This window comes from Histidinibacterium aquaticum, from assembly GCF_008710275.1.
Classification (GTDB): domain Bacteria; phylum Pseudomonadota; class Alphaproteobacteria; order Rhodobacterales; family Rhodobacteraceae; genus Oceanicola; species Oceanicola aquaticus.
Genome location: NZ_VYQE01000001.1, coordinates 479288 through 496017, shown reverse-complemented (window position 1 = coordinate 496017; position 16730 = coordinate 479288). Strand labels below are relative to the sequence as shown.

General features: G+C 68.7%; 17 protein-coding genes. 12 read left to right on the top strand and 5 right to left on the bottom strand.

Annotated features, from left to right (window positions below; translation table 11 throughout):
* Nucleotides 1–103 precede the first annotated feature (103 nt).
* The 10 genes from F3S47_RS02480 (at nt 104) to F3S47_RS19265 (ending at nt 11052) form a co-directional block, all read left to right on the top strand.
* Complete coding sequence (locus F3S47_RS02480) at nt 104–1024, top strand: glycine--tRNA ligase subunit alpha (RefSeq protein WP_150443624.1); 921 nt, start codon at nt 104–106, stop codon at nt 1022–1024.
* Nucleotides 1021–1548: a DUF6446 family protein gene (locus F3S47_RS02475; RefSeq protein ID WP_150443623.1), complete on the top strand. Its 528-nt coding sequence runs from the start codon at nt 1021–1023 to the stop codon at nt 1546–1548. Before F3S47_RS02480 ends, F3S47_RS02475 begins: the two co-directional genes overlap by 4 nt.
* Nucleotides 1548–3599, top strand: a complete 2052-nt coding sequence (gene glyS / locus F3S47_RS02470; protein WP_150443622.1) for a glycine--tRNA ligase subunit beta — start codon at nt 1548–1550, stop codon at nt 3597–3599. Before F3S47_RS02475 ends, glyS begins: the two co-directional genes overlap by 1 nt.
* A gap of 115 nt (nt 3600–3714) precedes the next feature.
* The gene (locus F3S47_RS02465; protein ID WP_191090078.1) at nt 3715–6222 is read left to right on the top strand and encodes a putative PEP-binding protein; all 2508 of its coding nucleotides are present in this window, start codon (nt 3715–3717) and stop codon (nt 6220–6222) included.
* 339 nt (nt 6223–6561) lie between these two features.
* Nucleotides 6562–7098 carry a cell wall hydrolase gene (locus F3S47_RS02460; RefSeq protein ID WP_317978251.1) on the top strand — a complete coding sequence of 179 codons (537 nt, stop codon included), beginning with the start codon at nt 6562–6564 and terminating at the stop codon, nt 7096–7098.
* 87 nt (nt 7099–7185) lie between these two features.
* Nucleotides 7186–8079: a dihydroneopterin aldolase gene (locus F3S47_RS02455; protein WP_150443619.1), complete on the top strand. Its 894-nt coding sequence runs from the start codon at nt 7186–7188 to the stop codon at nt 8077–8079.
* Nucleotides 8076–8921, top strand: coding sequence for a dihydropteroate synthase (gene folP / locus F3S47_RS02450; RefSeq protein WP_150443618.1), 846 nt, complete (start codon nt 8076–8078; stop codon nt 8919–8921). Before F3S47_RS02455 ends, folP begins: the two co-directional genes overlap by 4 nt.
* Before the next feature lies 1 nt (nt 8922).
* A complete protein-coding gene (glmM, locus tag F3S47_RS02445) occupies nt 8923–10272 on the top strand; it encodes a phosphoglucosamine mutase (RefSeq protein ID WP_150443617.1) in 1350 nt (449 codons plus the stop codon).
* A 58-nt stretch (nt 10273–10330) separates the two neighbouring features.
* Entirely contained in the window at nt 10331–10789 is a 459-nt protein-coding gene (locus tag F3S47_RS02440; RefSeq protein ID WP_150443616.1) for a GyrI-like domain-containing protein, read from the top strand.
* 101 nt (nt 10790–10890) lie between these two features.
* Nucleotides 10891–11052, top strand: a complete 162-nt coding sequence (locus F3S47_RS19265; protein ID WP_191090055.1) for a hypothetical protein — start codon at nt 10891–10893, stop codon at nt 11050–11052.
* A 78-nt stretch (nt 11053–11130) separates the two neighbouring features.
* Here the strand turns inward: F3S47_RS19265 and ilvC are convergent, their stop codons facing one another.
* Entirely contained in the window at nt 11131–12153 is a 1023-nt protein-coding gene (gene ilvC, locus F3S47_RS02435; protein ID WP_150443615.1) for a ketol-acid reductoisomerase, read from the bottom strand.
* Nucleotides 12154–12286: 133 nt separating this feature from the next.
* On the opposite strand from ilvC, the gene F3S47_RS02430 reads away from it, so the two are divergent.
* Together F3S47_RS02430 and F3S47_RS02425 are read left to right on the top strand one after the other, a co-directional pair.
* Nucleotides 12287–12742, top strand: a complete 456-nt coding sequence (locus tag F3S47_RS02430) for an Lrp/AsnC family transcriptional regulator (protein ID WP_150444191.1) — start codon at nt 12287–12289, stop codon at nt 12740–12742.
* Entirely contained in the window at nt 12739–13194 is a 456-nt protein-coding gene (locus F3S47_RS02425) for an Lrp/AsnC family transcriptional regulator (RefSeq protein ID WP_150443614.1), read from the top strand. Before F3S47_RS02430 ends, F3S47_RS02425 begins: the two co-directional genes overlap by 4 nt.
* Here F3S47_RS02425 and F3S47_RS02420 read toward each other — a convergent pair.
* From F3S47_RS02420 to F3S47_RS02405, 4 genes are all read right to left on the bottom strand, one after another.
* Nucleotides 13191–13583 carry an HAD family hydrolase gene (locus F3S47_RS02420; protein WP_150443613.1) on the bottom strand — a complete coding sequence of 131 codons (393 nt, stop codon included), beginning with the start codon at nt 13581–13583 and terminating at the stop codon, nt 13191–13193. The two genes, F3S47_RS02425 and F3S47_RS02420, sit on opposite strands and share 4 nt — an antisense overlap.
* 37 nt (nt 13584–13620) lie before the next feature.
* Nucleotides 13621–14715: a Hint domain-containing protein gene (locus F3S47_RS02415; protein WP_150443612.1), complete on the bottom strand. Its 1095-nt coding sequence runs from the start codon at nt 14713–14715 to the stop codon at nt 13621–13623.
* Between the two features lie 106 nt (nt 14716–14821).
* The gene (locus F3S47_RS02410; RefSeq protein WP_150443611.1) at nt 14822–16021 is read right to left on the bottom strand and encodes a UbiH/UbiF family hydroxylase; all 1200 of its coding nucleotides are present in this window, start codon (nt 16019–16021) and stop codon (nt 14822–14824) included.
* Between the two features lie 10 nt (nt 16022–16031).
* Nucleotides 16032–16703 (bottom strand): pyrimidine 5'-nucleotidase, encoded by a 672-nt coding sequence (locus tag F3S47_RS02405; RefSeq protein ID WP_150443610.1) that lies wholly within the window; start codon nt 16701–16703, stop codon nt 16032–16034.
* Between the last annotated feature and the right edge of the window lie 27 nt (nt 16704–16730).

The following is a 16730-nucleotide window of genomic DNA, read 5'->3' as shown; positions in this document are numbered from 1 at the left end:
CCGGAAAAGTGGCAGCCTGATAGGGTTTTGATCGGACGTGGCGTGATTGACCCTCCCCTCGGCCTTGCCTATTGCAGGCCGCGACCCGAGGAGAGAGGCGCCGATGGCCCAGAAACCCCGTTCCTTCCAGGAAATCATCCTCGCTCTGCAGACCTACTGGGCGGGGCAGGGCTGCGCCGTGCTGCAGCCCTACGACATGGAAGTCGGCGCGGGGACCTTCCACCCGGCCACGACGCTGCGCTCGCTCGGTACCCGGCCCTGGGCCGCAGCCTACGTGCAGCCCTCGCGCCGCCCGACGGACGGCCGCTACGGAGACAACCCCAACCGCCTGCAGCATTATTACCAGTTCCAGGTGCTCATCAAACCCTCGCCGCCGGACCTCCAGCAGCTCTACCTTGGCTCGCTCGAGGCCATCGGCATCGACATGGGCATGCACGACATCCGCTTCGTCGAGGACGACTGGGAGAGCCCGACCCTCGGCGCCTGGGGCCTCGGCTGGGAGGTCTGGTGCGACGGCATGGAAGTCAGCCAGTTCACCTACTTCCAGCAGGTCGGCGGCCACGACTGCCACCCGGTCTCCGGCGAGCTGACCTACGGGCTGGAGCGGCTGGCGATGTACGTCCTCGGCATCGATCACGTCATGGACATGCCCTTCAACGCCCCCGACGCGCCGCAGCCGCTGAGCTACGGCGACGTCTTCCGGCAGACCGAGCGGGAATATTCGCGCTGGAACTTCGACGTGGCCGACACCGATCTGCTCTTCCGCCACTTCGAGGAGGCCGAGGCCGAATGCCGCCGCATTCTCGAAGAGCCCGACACCGACCCCAAGACGGGGCGCGAGATCGTCATGGCGCATCCGGCCTATGACCAGTGCATCAAGGCCAGCCACCTGTTCAACCTGCTCGACGCGCGCGGCGTCATCTCGGTGACCGAGCGGCAGGCCTATATCGGCCGGGTCCGCACCCTCGCCAAGCTCTGCGCCGACGCCTTCGTCAGGACGGAGGCCGGCGGGGCCGCCGCATGAGCGCAGGCCGCATCGCCATACTGGGAATTCTCGTGACTGCGCTCGTCGCCGGGATCGCTCTCTACTACCTGCAGGTCTTCGCCTACTACGAGGAGATCCCGCCGGAAGAGGCGAAGGTGCAGCTCGTGAACCTCTCGACCGGAGAGCCGGAAGACGTGCGCGTCGAGAACTTCCAGGGCATCGACTCCGGCAGCTCTCCGATCCGCTACCGCGCCTGCTTCGACATGGGCCTCTCGGTGCCCACGCTGACCGAAACCTACGAGATCTACGAAGAGGCCGTGCCCCTCGTCGCTCCAGGCTGGTTCGACTGCTTCGACGCCGACGAGATCGGCGCCGCGCTCGAGGACCAGGCCATCGCCTTCCTGGGCGAGGAGAACATCGAATACGGCGTCGACCGCGTGGTCGCAGTGATGCCCGACGGCCGCGCCTACGCCTGGAACCAGTTGAACCGCTGCGGAGAGGTCGTCTTCGACGGCGATCCCGCGCCGGAGGGCTGCCCGCCCGCACCCGAAGGATACCGCTGATGCCCGATCTCCTGATCGAACTCTTCTCCGAGGAAATCCCGGCCCGGATGCAGTCCCGGGCCGCCGAGGACCTGAAGAAGCTGATGACCGACGGCCTGGTCGAGTCCGGCCTCTCCTACGCCTCTGCCGCAGGCTTCGCGACGCCCCGCAGGCTCGCGCTGACCGTTGAAGGGCTGGGCGAGCGCAGCCCGGACACCCGGGAAGAGCGGCGCGGTCCCAAGGTCGGCGCGCCCGACAAGGCCATCGAGGGCTTCTGCCGCGGCGCGGGCGTGAGCCGCGACGAGCTGGAAGAGCGCGAGAGCGACAAGGGCCGGTTCTATTTCGCGGTGATCGAGAAGTCCGGCCGCCCCGCCGCCGAGATCGTGGCCGAGGTGCTGGAGCAGACCATCCGCAATTTCCCCTGGCCCAAGGCGATGCGCTGGGGCGAGGGCAGCCTGCGCTGGGTCCGGCCGCTGCACTCGATCCTCTGCATCCTCACCACCGAGGAGGGCGCCGAGGTCGTGCCGCTGGAGATCGACGGCATCCATGCGGGCAATACGACGCGCGGCCACCGCTTCATGGCGCCGGAGCCGTTTTCCGTAGGCTCTTTCGAGGACTACGAGGCGAAGCTGAAGCGCGCCAAGGTTCTCCTGCGCGCCGAGGAGCGCCAGGAACTGATCTGGCACGACGCCACCAACCGCGCCTTCGCCGCCGGGCTCGACGTGCGCGAGGACCGCGGGTTGCTGGCCGAGGTCGCGGGGCTCGTCGAATGGCCCGTCGTGCTCATGGGAGAGATCGAGCGGCGCTTCATGGAGCTGCCGCCCGAGGTGTTGCAGACCTCCATGAAGGAGCACCAGAAGTTCCTCTCGGCCGGAAAGGACGGCCGGATCACGCACTTCGTCACGGTGGCCAACATCGAGACCGCCGACGAGGGCGCCACGATCCTCGCGGGCAACCAGAAGGTCCTCTCCGCCCGCCTCTCCGACGCCGCCTTCTTCTGGGAGAACGACCTGCGCATCGCGAAGGAGGGCATGGGCCCTTGGCTCGACAGCCTCTCCCACCGCACCTTCGAGCGCCGCCTGGGCTCCGAAGCCGACCGCGTCGCCCGGATCGAGGCGCTGGCGAAGGAGCTCGCTCCGACGGTCGGCGCCGATCCCGAGCTCGCCGCCCAGGCCGCCCGCGTCTGCAAGGCCGACCTCAGCTCGGAGATGGTCTACGAATTCCCCGAACTTCAGGGCCTCATGGGCCGCTACTACAGCGAGGCCGCCGGCCTTCCGCCCGAGGTCGCCCAGGCATGCGAAGAGCATTACTCGCCCCTCGGCCCCTCCGACACCGTCCCCTCGGCCCCGGTCTCCGTCGCCGTCTCCCTCGCCGACAAGCTCGACACCCTCTCGGGCTTTTGGGCCATCGACGAGAAGCCGACCGGCTCCAAGGACCCCTTCGCCCTCCGCCGCGCCGCGCTCGGGGTGATCCGGCTGGTGCTGTCGAACGGCCATCGCCTCGGCTTGCTGCAGACGATCGGTTCGGCGAACGGCGAAGCAGATGCAGAGGACCTCCTCTCCTTCTTCCACGACCGCCTCAAGGTGCACCTCCGTGACGAGGGCATCCGGCACGACGTGATCGACGCGGTCACCGCCATGCCCGGCAATGACGACCTCACCCTGCTGGTCAAGCGGGCCGGGGCGCTGAGCGACTTCCTCAAGACCGACGACGGCGGCAACCTCCTGCAGGGCTTCAAGCGCGCCAACAACATCCTCACCCAGGCCGAGGAGAAGGACGGGGTGGAGTACTCCTTCGGCGCCGACGCCAAGTTCGCCGAGACCGCCGAGGAGAAGGAGCTCTTCACCGCTCTCGACACTGCAGAGCCGGTGATCGACGAGGCCATGGAGCGCGAGGATTTCGTCGCCGCCATGGGGGCAATGGCCGGTCTGCGTCAGCCGATCGACACCTTTTTCGAGGCCGTGCAGGTGAACTCCGACAACCAGATCCTGCGCCGCAACCGGCTGAACCTGCTCAGCCGGATCCGGAGGCTCTGCCTCTCGGTGGCCGATCTGACCCGCGTCGAGGGCTGATTCAGCTTTCCATTGCCTCGAAGGTCACACCGACTATGGTGGGGACGAAGAGGATGCCGCAGTGCAGAAAGAGTTCGCCCAGTCCGATATCACCCCGATCACGCCCGATGCGCGGATGTCGGCGGAGGTGCACGGGGGCCGGGCGAAGTGCCTGCAACGGCTGATCCGGCTCGAGATGCCGGTGCCGCAGACCGTGGCGCTCAGCTTTCACGCCGTGCGCCGGATCGCCGCCGGCACGCCTCCCGACGTGACCGAGATCCTGCGCCACTTCGGCCCCACGCCGCTGCTTTCGGTCCGGCCCTCCAGCCAGGACCCGGACTGGGGCGGGCCCGGCGCCATCCTCAACGTCGGCATCTGCGACACCCTCCACGCGACGCTCTGCGACGAGATCGGTGAACGCGCGGCGACCTCGCTCTACCTCCGTTTCATCCAGGCCTACGCGACCCATGTCGCCCGGCTCGACGACGACCTCTTCGAGGTGCCAGAGGACCCGACGCACGAGACGCTCGCTGTCGCCCTGCGCACCTACGAGGAGGAGGCCGAAGAGCCCTTCCCGCAGGAGGTCGAGCGCCAGCTGGGTGACATCCTGGGCTCCATGGCACGCGCCTGGGAGGGGACGAGCGCCCGCCTCCTGCGCAAGGCCAAGGGCGCGCCCGAGGGCGCCGGGCTGGGCCTCGTCGTCCAGCAACTGGCGCTCGGTGTCGGGCAGGGCGCCTGCGGGTCGGGCGTCATCCAGTTCGTGAACCCCGCGACGGGGGAGCGGCAGGTCACCGGCCGCTACCTGAGCCAGTCCCAGGGACGTGAGGCGCTCGAGGACCCGGCGGGGGCCGTCTACCTCACCCGGGATCCGCGCGGGCCGTCGCTGCAGGACGAGTACCCACAGGTTTTCGCCGAGCTCCTGGAGATGGGCGAACGCGCCCGCACGCGTCTCCGGGAGGAAATGCAGATCGAGTTCACGCTGGATGGCGGACGGCTCTCGGTCCTCGACGCCGTGCGGGTCCACCGGGCGTCGCGCGCGAAGGTCCGGATCGCGGTCGAACTCGCGCAGGACGGTATCATCTCGCGCGAAGACGCGGTGATGCGGGTGGACCCCGCCGCGCTGTCGGAGCTGCTGCACCGCCAGGTTGCCCTCGACGCCGAGCGGGACCGCATCGCCAACGGCATCGCGGCGAGCCCCGGCGCCGCCTCCGGGCGGATCGTCTTCACAGCGAACGACGCCCAGGCCTCCGCTGCCCGGGGCGAGGACTGCGTGCTCGTCCGGCGTGAGACCTCTCCGGAGGACATCCGCGGCATGCACGCCGCCGCCGCAGTGCTCACCGTGCGGGGCGGCGTCACGAGCCATGCCGCCGTGATCGGCCGGGGGCTCGGTCTCCCCTGCGTCGTCGGCGCCTCCGATCTCCTGATCGACCGGAAGGCCAAGCGCCTCACCGCGCCGGACGGACGCGTGTTCCGCGAGGGCGACGTTATCACCGTGGACGGCACGACGGGCGACGTTCTCGCCGGGCAGCCGGCGATGCTGGAGGCCTCGCTCGACGGGGCCTTCCGCACGCTCCTCCAGTGGGCGGATGCCGTGCGCGATATCGGGGTGCGCGCCAATGCGGACACGCCCGCCGACGCGCAGACGGCGCGCAACTTCGAGGCAGAGGGCATCGGCCTCTGTCGGACCGAGCACATGTTCTTCGAGGGCGAGCGCCTCTCGGTCATGCGCGAGATGATCTTCGCCGACAAGGGCGAGGACCGGGCCGCCGTGCTGGAGCGGCTCCTGCCGATGCAGCGCGCCGATTTCGCGGACCTCTTCAGCATCATGGGCGGCTACCCGGTTTGCATCCGCCTCTTCGACCCGCCACTGCACGAGTTCCTGCCCTCCGACAAGGCCGGGATCCGCGAGCTCGCCAACGTGCTCGACCGGCCGCTCTCCGAGGTCACGGCCCGGATCGAGGCGCTCGAGGAATACAATCCCATGCTGGGAATGCGCGGCGTCCGGCTCGGCGTCACCGTCCCCGAGATCTACGAGATGCAGGCCCGCGCCATCTTCGAGGCGGCGATCCTGTCGAAGATGTCCGGCGCCAGGGTCGTGCCTGAAATCATGATCCCGCTCGTTTCGGCCATGCGCGAAGTGGAGCTGGTGAAGAACCGGATCGATGCCGTCGCGGTCAATGTTCACAACGAGACCGGCGCCGACCTGGAGTATCGTCTCGGGGTCATGGTGGAGACGCCGCGCGCCGCGCTCCGGGCGGGCGACATCGCGCAGCATTCCGCGTTCCTGTCCTTCGGCACGAACGACCTCACGCAAATGACCTACGGTCTGAGCCGCGACGACGCCGGACGGTTCATGTCCGCCTACGTGCAGCAAAAGGTCTATGCCGAGGACCCCTTCCACACCCTCGACCTCGACGGTGTGGGAGAGTTGCTCTCGATGGGGGCGGAGCGGGCCCGGGCGTCGGAGCCCGGCATCGTGCTGTCGATCTGCGGCGAGCACGGAGGCAGCCGGTCGGCGATCGAATTCTCCCGGCAGCACGGCCTCGACTACGTCTCCTGCTCGCCGTTCCGCGTGCCGATTGCGCGACTTTCCGCTGCTCAGCTGGCACTCGCGGAACGGGAATCGAACCGTTCCTTAGCGTAGGTTAAGAATTCGCCCCCCAGATATGGGGAACCGACTCGGGGCGTGGGCGAGTGTGACCCGCACGGCATGCCCCCGGGTGGTTTTCGCGGGCTCCCTGCGATAGAGCCTTGACAGCTGTGCGGCAGGCTTGTCGCACCACCAGTTCGAATTTGCGCGGTGCTGGACCCGCGCGACAGAGAGTGGGGGAAGACCATGACGGGACGCGCTACGCTGCGCGCCGCCGCATATGCGGCTCTGTGTGTTTTTGTTGGATTCGGTCATGCCGGGGGTGCCTCGGCCGACACCGTTCTCGCCGCACGGCTCGAGTCCCTTCTGGGACAAGAAAGCGAATCTCTCCAGGTGGTTCCATCCCGACGGATGGAAGTGCTGCTCGCGCCGCCCGCGCCCGAGACCCGGGCCGGCGGCACGGCGCCGGACACCGTCACCTATTCCGAGGCCTCGATCGACGCCCTCCCGGTCACCACCGGCGACGCCCAGTGGCGCTGCCTGTCCGAGGCGCTCTACTTCGAGGCCCGGGGGGAGGACCTCGAGGGGCTCTTCGCCGTGGGCGAGGTGATCCTCAACCGCGTGGACGATCCGCGCTACCCCGGGACCATCTGCTCTGTCGTGAACCAGGGGACCGGCCGCCAGTGGGAGTGCCAGTTCACCTACACCTGCGACGGTCGCCCCGAGAACGTGGCCGAACGCGGGGCCTGGAGCCGCGTCGGCAAGATCGCGAAGCTCCTGATCGACGGCGCGCCGCGCCGCCTGACCGACGGGGCGACGCACTATCACACGCGCGCCGTCAATCCCGGCTGGGCCCGGCAGTTCCCCCGCACCGCCTCCATCGGCGTGCACCACTTCTACCGCTGGCCGCTGCGCACCGCCTCCAACTGAGGACGGGGCACCCTTGCGTCCCGGGCGCCGGCGGCGGTAAGTCGCGGCGCCCGGAGCCGAGCCGGGCGGACCACGAAGGGGGCGCAGATGACCGACGAGATCCGACAGGCCTTTGCCCATCCCTCCGAGCGGGCCGAGGCATCGGCCCATGCGCCGCGCGACCGCATCTCGCTCCGGGACTATACCGTCGAGGTCGAGATCGGCGCCTTCCAGCAGGAGCGCGGCACCCTCCAGCGCGTCCGCTTCAACATCGCGGTCGAGGTCACTCCAGAGCGCGGTCCCATCGACGACGACGTCGACCGCATCCTCTCCTACGACCGCCTGACCGAGGCCATCGGCATCGAACTCGGCGCGGAGCGCATCAACCTGCTCGAGACGCTGGCCGAGCGTGTCGCCTGGCGCATTCTGGCGGAACCCCGCGCTGCCCGCGTCTTCGTCCGGATCGAGAAGATCGACCGCGGCCCCTACGACCTCGGCGTGGAGATCGTCCGCTCGCGAGAGGGCGACGACCTGCCGGCCTCCGTCCACCAGGAGGCCCCGCATCCCCGAGTCGCCTATCTCTCCAACGCTGCCATCGAAGGTGACGGGCTCTCCCACCTGCTCGACCGCCTCACCGACGGCCCGCCGCTGATCCTCACCGTCGGCCCCTCCGACCGTCTCGCCCCGCAGGCCGACCAGCCCCTCGCGCAGCGCCGGATCGACCTGCTGGCCATCGAGCAGAACGCATGGGTCCTCGCCGGCCGGGACCGCCGCTGCGTGGTCACCGGATCGCGGACCGAGCTCGACTGGGCCATGAAGAACGGCCAGACCTGCGTCTGGGCCCCCTCCAAGATCGTCCTCGACGCCGTCGAGAGCCCCGCCACCGGCGATCCGCTGGCCCTCGCCGCCTGGTTCGCCGCCGAGATGTCGGCGGCCGAGCTCGTCGTGGTCGGCGTGGAACCGCCCGAGGCCGAGGTCCCCGTCAGGACGGAGGTCGCATGATCACGCATCCGCCGCTCTGCGGCCTGGCTCTCGACCGGCCCCGGCTCATGGGTATCCTCAACGTCACGCCCGACAGTTTCTCCGACGGCGGACGGCACGCGACGGTCGAGGCGGCGCTGGCCCGCGCCCGGACGATGGCGCGGGAGGCCGAGATCCTCGACATCGGCGGCGAGAGCACGCGGCCCGGCGCCGAAGAGGTTCCGGTGGCCGAGGAGATCGCTCGCACCGTACCGGTGATCGAGGCCATTCGTGCGGCGGGCCTCGCCACCCCCATCAGCATCGACACCCGCAAGGCGGCGGTCGCAGAGGCCGCGCTCGACGCCGGAGCCGACATGGTCAACGACGTGACGGCCGGCCGCTTCGACCCGGAAATGCTACCGCTCGTGGCCGGTCGTGGCGTCCCCGTCTGCCTGATGCATTCGGTCGCCGATCCCAAGACCATGCAGGCCCATGCCCGCTACGACGACGTGGTCGAAGAGGTCTACGCCCACCTCGAAGAGCGCATCGCCGCGGCAGAGGATGCGGGCATCGACCGCCGCAACATCATCGCTGATCCGGGCATCGGCTTCGGCAAGACTCTGCAACACAATTTGAGTCTCATCCGCCATCTCGACCGCTATCATGCGCTCGGCGTTCCACTGCTCTTCGGCGCGTCGCGCAAGCGGTTCATCGGGGCCATCACCGGCGCGGACGACGCCGCAGACAGGCTGGGCGGCTCCATCGCGGTGGCACTCGCGGCGGCGACGAAGGGCGCGCATATCCTGCGCGTGCACGACACACACGAGACCGGACAGGCGCTCCGCCTGCATCTGGCGATCCAGGACGGGTTCGAGGAGGACTGACATGCGCAAGCTGTTCGGCACCGACGGCGTGCGGGGCACCGCAAACAGCTGGCCGATGACCGCCGAGATGGCGCTCAAGATCGGCGCGGCTGCCGGCCGCCACTTCCGGGGCGACGGCCGCAACGGCCACCGGGTGGTGATCGGAAAGGACACGCGGCTCTCGGGCTATATGTTCGAGAACGCGCTGACCGCGGGACTCACGTCGACCGGCATGAACGTGCTGCTGCTGGGCCCCGTCCCGACCCCCGCCGTGGGGCTGCTCACGACATCGATGCGCGCCGACATGGGCATCATGATCTCGGCCAGCCACAACCCGCACGAGGACAACGGAATCAAGTTCTTCGGTCCCGATGGCTTCAAGCTTTCCGACGCCGCCGAGGCGGAGATCGAGGAAATGGTCGCCGGACCCATGTCGCCTTCGCCTGCCGGGGAAATCGGGCGGGCCCGCCGGATCGACGATGGCCGCTTCCGTTATGCGGAGCGGGTGAAGTCGACCTTCCCCTCGGGCATGCGGCTGGACGGTCTGAAGGTCGTGATCGACTGTGCGCACGGCGCGGCCCACCGCGTCGCGCCCGAGGTGCTCTGGGAACTGGGCGCCGACGTCGTGGAGGTGGGGACCGACCCCGACGGCCTCAACATCAACCGGGACTGCGGCTCGACCTCGACCGGTGCCGCCTCGAAGGCCATCCTGGAGAGCGGAGCCGACGTGGGCATCTGCCTCGACGGCGACGCCGACCGGGTGATGATCCTCGACGAGACGGGCGAGGTCGCCGACGGCGACCAACTCATGGCGCTCTTCGCCGCCCGCTGGGCCGAGCAGCAGCGCCTGCGGGACGGCACGCTCGTGGCGACCGTGATGTCCAACCTCGGGCTCGAGCGCTACCTCCAGGGGCAGGGCCTCAGGCTGGAGCGCACGCGGGTCGGCGACCGCTACGTTGTCGAGGCCATGCGCAAGGGCGGCTGGAATCTTGGCGGCGAGCAGTCCGGGCATATCGTGATGACGGACTACGCCACCACGGGAGACGGCCTGCTCGCGGGCCTGCAGTACCTCGCCGCCATGGTCGAGACGGGTCAGCCGGCCTCCGCCCTGGCGAAGACCTTCGACCGGGTGCCGCAGCTGCTGCAAAACGTCCGCTACGATCCCGCTCTCGATCCGCTCACCTCCGAGGCGGTCAAGAAGGCCATCGCCTCGGCCGAGGCCGAGATGGGCGAGGGGGGCCGCGTCCTCATCCGCAAGTCGGGGACCGAGCCGCTGGTTCGCGTCATGGCCGAGTGCGAGGACGAGGCGCTTCTGACCCAGGTGGTCGAGGGGATTGTGGCCGAGGTTCAGGCAGCCTCCGCCCCGGCCTGACTTCCCAGCGCGGTGGGAGTCGGGCTAGGCTGACGGAGCCGCTGCACGGGAGGTCTCCATGGCATTCGATCGGATCACGCTCCCGCCGCAGAGCTATCTCTACGTTCCGCGCGAAAGTGCCATGACCCCCGAGGCCATGTCCGAGGCGATCGGGTCCGGCTTCGCGGAGGTCTTCGGCTTTTGCGGGACGCGGGGGATCACGCCGCTGTCCGCCCCGATCTGCGTCTACTTCGACATGACCGACCCCATCCGCTTCCACGCCGGTGTCGTGGTGGCGGAGGGCGACGCGGTGAAGGCGGCGGACCCGGTGCAGGCCGGCGTCCTTCCAACCGAGGCGGTGGCGGGCGTGCATGTCGGGCCCTATTCCTCCCTCGGCCAGACCCATCAGCAGCTCTGGGACTACGCGCGAGGCGAAGGGCTCGAGGTCGGGATGCCCGTCTGGGAAGTCTACCTGGACGATCCCGGCGAGGTAGCCGAGGAGGCGCTGCGCACGGAGATCTTCCGGGCCGTCGGCTGACCCTCACCTCCGGGTACCATCACGGTCGCGGCATCGCCGGGAACGGTCCGGGATGTCGTGGGGTTCGGTGCGGACTCTGAACTCGACCGGAAGGATATCCGATGTTCGACGCCCTGCTTCCGTTTCTCGCCTTCGGGACCCTTGTCGGCGTCCTGATCCTCGCCCGCATCAGCAAGCGGCGCACCGACGATCTGCGTCACGACCCGAACCACAAGAAGTCTTCGCTTGCCAAGGACGGGCCGGGTCCGCGGCTCTTTAACTAAGGTTAACGTTCGCGGCCTAGGCCGCGAACGTCGTTGCTTTTCAGTGGGTTGGGCGGGTGTCCAAATTTGGACGCCGCCTCAGTTCTTGGCCTTGTCCACCAGCTTGCCGGCGCCGATCCAGGGCATCATACCCCGCAGCTTCTCGCCGACCTGCTCGATCTGGTGCTCGTCGTTCAGACGGCGGGTCGCCTTGAACATCGGCTGGCCGACGGCATTTTCCTGCATGAAGTCGCGGACGAACTTGCCGGTCTGGATGTCGGTGAGAACCTCCTTCATCCGCTTCTTCGTCTCCTCGTAGGGAAGGATCCGCGGGCCGGAGACATACTCGCCGTACTCGGCGGTATTCGAGATCGAGTAGTTCATGTTCGCGATGCCGCCCTCGTAGATCAGGTCCACGATCAGCTTCACCTCGTGCAGGCACTCGAAGTAGGCCATCTCGGGCTCGTATCCGGCCTCGACCAGCGTTTCGAAGCCCATGCGGATCAGTTCCACGAGACCGCCGCACAGCACGGCCTGCTCGCCGAAAAGGTCGGTCTCGCACTCCTGGCGGAAGTTGGTCTCGATGATCCCGGAGCGCCCGCCACCGATGGCCGAGCAGTAGGACAGGCCGATCTCCATGGCCTTCCCGGAGGCGTCATTGTCGACCGCCACCAGACAGGGCACGCCGCCACCCTTCACGTATTCGCCGCGCACCGTGTGGCCGGGGCCCTTGGGCGCCATCATGATGACATCGACACCCGGCTTCGGCTCGATGAGCCCGAAGTGGACGTTGAGCCCGTGGGCGAAGGCGATCGCCGAGCCTTCCTTCAGGTGGTCGTGGACATGCGCCTTGTAGGTCGCCGCCTGCAGTTCGTCGGGCATGGTGAACATCATCAGGTCGCACCAGGCCGCGGCCTCCTCGATGCCCATGACCTGAAGCCCCTCGCCCTCGGCCTTGGCGCGGGAGGGCGAGCCGTCGCGCAGGGCGACGACGACGTTCTTGCAGCCGGAGTCGCGCAGGTTGAGCGCATGGGCGTGTCCCTGGCTGCCGTAGCCGAGGATCGCCACCTTCTTGTCCTTGATGAGGTTCACGTCGCAGTCGCGATCATAATAAACGCGCATCGGGTCATCCCTTTCGTTGGTGTTACGGCGCGCACAATATCCGTTGCAGTCTAGGGATCGAGATGCGCGGGTGGGCAAAAGCGGCTTCAAGTGAAGATTGCTATTCGCCGTTTCGGCAATTATCGCCAGTTTCATGCTCGACGACATCGACAGACGGATTCTCAGGCAGCTCCAGGCGGATCCCGGGCTCTCGATGCCCGACCTCGCGGACCTCGCTCGGACCACACCCGCGCGGGCCGCGCGGCGCGTGGAACGGATGGAGTCGGAGGGGATCATCCAGGGGCGCGAAGCAGTGGTCGACTGGGCCGCGCTCGGTTTCGCCGTGCATGTCTCGCTCCGGGTTACCGTCGACAAGGCCGCTCCGCGCGCGCTCGACGAGTTGATGTCGGCGGCGCGGGAGATCCCCGAGGTCATCGAGATCCAGACCTTCCTCGGCCGCGTCGACCTGCGCCTTGCGGTCATCGCCCGGGACATGGCGCACTACCAGGAGGTCTACCGCGACCGGATCCTGACGCTGCCGCACATCGCCGACATCGAAGCGCTGCTGACCATCTCGACCGTCAAGGACGAGGGAGGTCTGCCGGTATGAGCGCGCCCGACGACACCGACCTCGCCCTCGTGCGCCTGCTGATGGAGGACGCGGGGCAGTCCGCCGGGGCCCTCGGCCGCAAGGTGGGCCTCTCGCAGCCGGCAACCTGGCGCCGGATCCGCCGGCTGGAGCAGGCGGGCGTTCTCAGGGGGCGACGGCTGCGGCTCGACCCGGAAAAGCTCGGGCTCGGCGTGACGGTCTTCCTCGGGGTGAAGCTGGCGACCAAGGGGCGCGTCGGGCTGGAGGACTTCGAGCGCGCGGTCACCGCGATTCCCGAGGTGCGGATGGTCGAACACGTGCTTGGTCTCTACGACTACAGGCTGCGTGTCGTGGCCCGGGACCTCGCCGACTTCGAGCGGGTGTTGCGACGGCGGATCATGACCCTGCCCGGGATCGGCAACGTGGAGGCGAACGTCCTGCTGACCGAGGAGCGCCGGCCCGGCCCGCTCTAGCGCCGGGGCGAGGGCAGGCGCGCGTCGAGCGCGTCGAGGGCGAGGGTCGAGAACTTGAACGTCCGGAAACCGGCGCGTGCCGCTTCGTGGATCGTCGCGCTCGACGTCGAGACGAGCAGGATCTCGGGCGGCTCGAGTCCCATCTCCTCGGCGGCCCTCGTCAGGTCGTCGGTGCCGATCACGGTCTCCGCTTCGGGCAGGGCAGCGAGCTGGGGCTCCAGCGCGGAGGCCTCTCCGTTCGAGACCACCGCCTGTCTGAGACCGCGCCGGCTGGCCTTGTCGGAGATTTCGAGCAGGCGGTCGGAAGGCGCAAGCACCGCGTGATCGGGTCCGAAGACGCCATCGGCGACCCAGAGAATCGCGCTGAAGGGAACGTGCATGGTCACCATGCGCAAGAATATCCCGGCGCGCGGCCCTCAGGCAATCTCAGGCGCGCAGCAGGCGAGCCTCCCGCGCAGTAAGCGCCGGACGCGAGAGGGGACGGCGCTCCAGCTCGGGGAAGAGTTCCAGAAGCTCGTCTCGCGTCTCGGGCGCGAGCGACCGCATAGCCTCGCAGCCCGGGTGCATGCTCTCGGTCAGGGCGCCCTCCGCGAAGATGATCTGGTGGCGGTCGAAGAGAACGTGGACGTACTCGATCTCGTCGCGTGGCACGGGGCGGATCGTCTTGTCGTTGATAAGATGCTTCGCAGCGACGAGCATCTCCGCTTCGCCGAAGAGAAGCTCGGCCATCTGCCCCTCGATGAGCATCCGATGGTTCGGCGAGACGTAGACATCCCGCATGGCGCCGAGCGTGCCGGCCGCGATGCGGATGGGCGCGTGCTCCTTGTCTGCGGGAACGCGGCGGCGGCCGATCCAGGCCAGCGGCTGCGGACCGTCGTCCAGGGTCGTGACGAGGTCGCCCGGCACCAAAGTCTCCACCTGTCGCGGGCCGTCGGGCGTCTCCACGAGGGTTCCGGCGGCCAGGCAGATGACCGTCATCTGGTTGTTCTGGGTCGCGAACGCGGCGTTGGCCTCCTCGACCGTGCCGCTCTCGATCGTGCCGTCCTCGTCGTAGTCGTTGTCGACGTAGCGGTCGACGGTCAGGGTCTCGCCCTCGGCGACCTGGCGCAGATCCGTTCCGGCGACGGCGAAGATGTTCGACAGCTGCGGCGCGTCGGGATCGTCCGACACGAGGACGCTGCCGTTGAAGCGCAGGTAGATGTCGCCAAGCCCGCTCAGGTCAGACTGGATCGTTGCGGTCTGATCGGGGTTCATCGGGCCGTAGTCGTACTTCACGGTTCCGCTCAGGTAGTCGTCGGCGGAATCGTAGACGGTGATCCCGATGATCGAGCTCGAACCGTCCACCTCGAGATCGCTCGTCGCGTCCTTCACCTGGAAGGTGACGATATCATCGCTTTCGAACGGCTGCGTGCCACCGCTGACCGTGATTTGGCCGCCACCCTGATAGCCGGCTCCGCTCGTCGTACCCACGGACGGGTCGTCGAGAACGGAATACCCGTTCAGAATGATCGTCGTGTCCACGTCTGCCCCCTCGGCGCGGCGCCTTCGAGGGCGCCTGCAGTGTTCCCCCGAAAGTCGTGGTGAGTCGGGGCCTCACCGCGTCGCGAACTTGGCGATACGGTGGCTTTCAGGACCGTGCGCCGAGGCCGAGCCGCATGAGCGACCGTCGGAGCGGAGCAATGCCGTAGAGCGTTTCGATGCCCCTTGCGCGGAGGTCGCGAAGGGCGGGGGCCGCGGCCATGGACGTCCGGTTGAGCAGGTCGATGCCCTGGACGCGCAGGCGGACGTCGGGATGGCGACGGCGATGATAGCGGTCAAGCATCTGACGGTCGCCAAGGCTGTCTGGCGCCTCGCGGGCGAGGTCGAGGAGGACGCGGAGGTCGGCCAGGCTCGTGTTCAGTCCCTGCGCGCCGATGGGCGGCATGACATGCGCGGCCTCGGCCATGAGCGCAGTGCGCTCGGCGCTCATCCGGTCGGCCAGCTGGCTGATGATCGGCCAGACCATGCGGCGCGATGCAAGGGTGAGCGGACCATAAAGGTGGGCGCTGCGCTCCGTCGCCTCGGTCTCGAAGGTCTCGGGCTCGAGCGCGGCGAGGCGCTGTGCCTCCGGGCCGGGCACCATCCAGACGAGCGCCGAGCAGGGCCGACCCTCGTGGTCGGGGAGAGGGACGAGGGTGAACGGGCCGCCCGTCCGATGGATCTCGGTCGAGACGTTCCCGTGCGGCGCCTCGTGGGTCATCGCGCAGGTGACGGCCTTCTGCCCGTATCGCATCGTGTGCACGCCGATCCCGGCCGCCTCCCGCACCGGGCTGCCCCGTCCGTCGGCCCCGATCACAAGGCGAGCCCGAAGGCGGGCCCCGTCGGTCAGCGTGACCCGGGCTTCGCGTTCGCGGGTCAGCATCGCGCGGAAACCCGTGCCGGGGCGGAAGTCGACAGTGGGCAGGTCCTCGATGCGTGCGAGCATCTCGCGCCGGAGCAGCCAGTTCGGGAGGTTCCAGCCGAACGGCGCGTCGCCGAGGTCGGCGCTGTCGAAATCGCGGGTGACGCGCGCCTCCGCCTGCTCGCCGCCGGCGTCGACGATGCGCATGGTGCGTAACTCTGTCGCGTAAGGGGCAAGGCGGTCCCAGAGGCCGGCCTCGTCGAGCAGGTCGCGTGCGGGCTGAAGGAAGGCCGTGGTGCGGAGGTCCGCGCCCTCGGCCGCCTCGTCGGTGACGGGCGGGGCCGGGTCCGCGCAGACCACCGAGAAGCCCGCCGCGCCGAAGGTCGCGGCGGCGGTCAGGCCGGCCACGCCGCCCCCGGAAATGAAGATGTCGGCGTCGAAGCTCATGGCGCGCAAGCTAGGCCGCGCCGCGGGGACCGGAAAGGGCGGAGAGCTGCGACAGAAAATCCGTCAGGTCGGACGTGTGATGGTGGATATGGTCCTGCGGCAGCGGTTCTGGCCCCACCAGGACGGTCCGCATCCCGAGGCTGTGCGGCACGGCAAGGTTGCGCGGATCGTCCTCGAACATCGCGCCTTCGCTCGGAAGGAGGCTGTCGAGCGCGAAAACGGCCTCGTAGGCGGCCTGCTGCGGCTTGGGGCGATAGTCCGCATGCTCGATTCCGTAGACGGCGTCGAAGCAGTCGGTCAGCCCGCGGGCGGCGAGGACGCGGTGCGCATAGGGACGGTCCCCGTTGGTGAAGACGATCCGGCGGCCGGGCAAGGCGCCGATGGCCCCGGCCAGCGCAGGGTCCGGGGTGAGACCGGAAAGATCGATGTCGTGCACGTCCTCGAGGAAGGGCACCGGATCGACGCCGTGCTCGACCATGAGGCCGGAGAGCGTGGTGCCGTGCCCTCGCCAGTAGTCGGCGCGCAGGCGCTGGGCCTCGACCTCGTCCACGTCGAGCTCCCGCATGATCCAGGCGGCCATGCGCGTCTCGATCTGGGCGAAGAGCCGGGCCGACGGGTCGTAGAGCGTATTGTCGAGGTCGAAGACCCAGACGCGGACGTGGGAAAAGCTGGCGGCGACCATGCCGCCTTGTCGCGCAGGGAGAGGGCC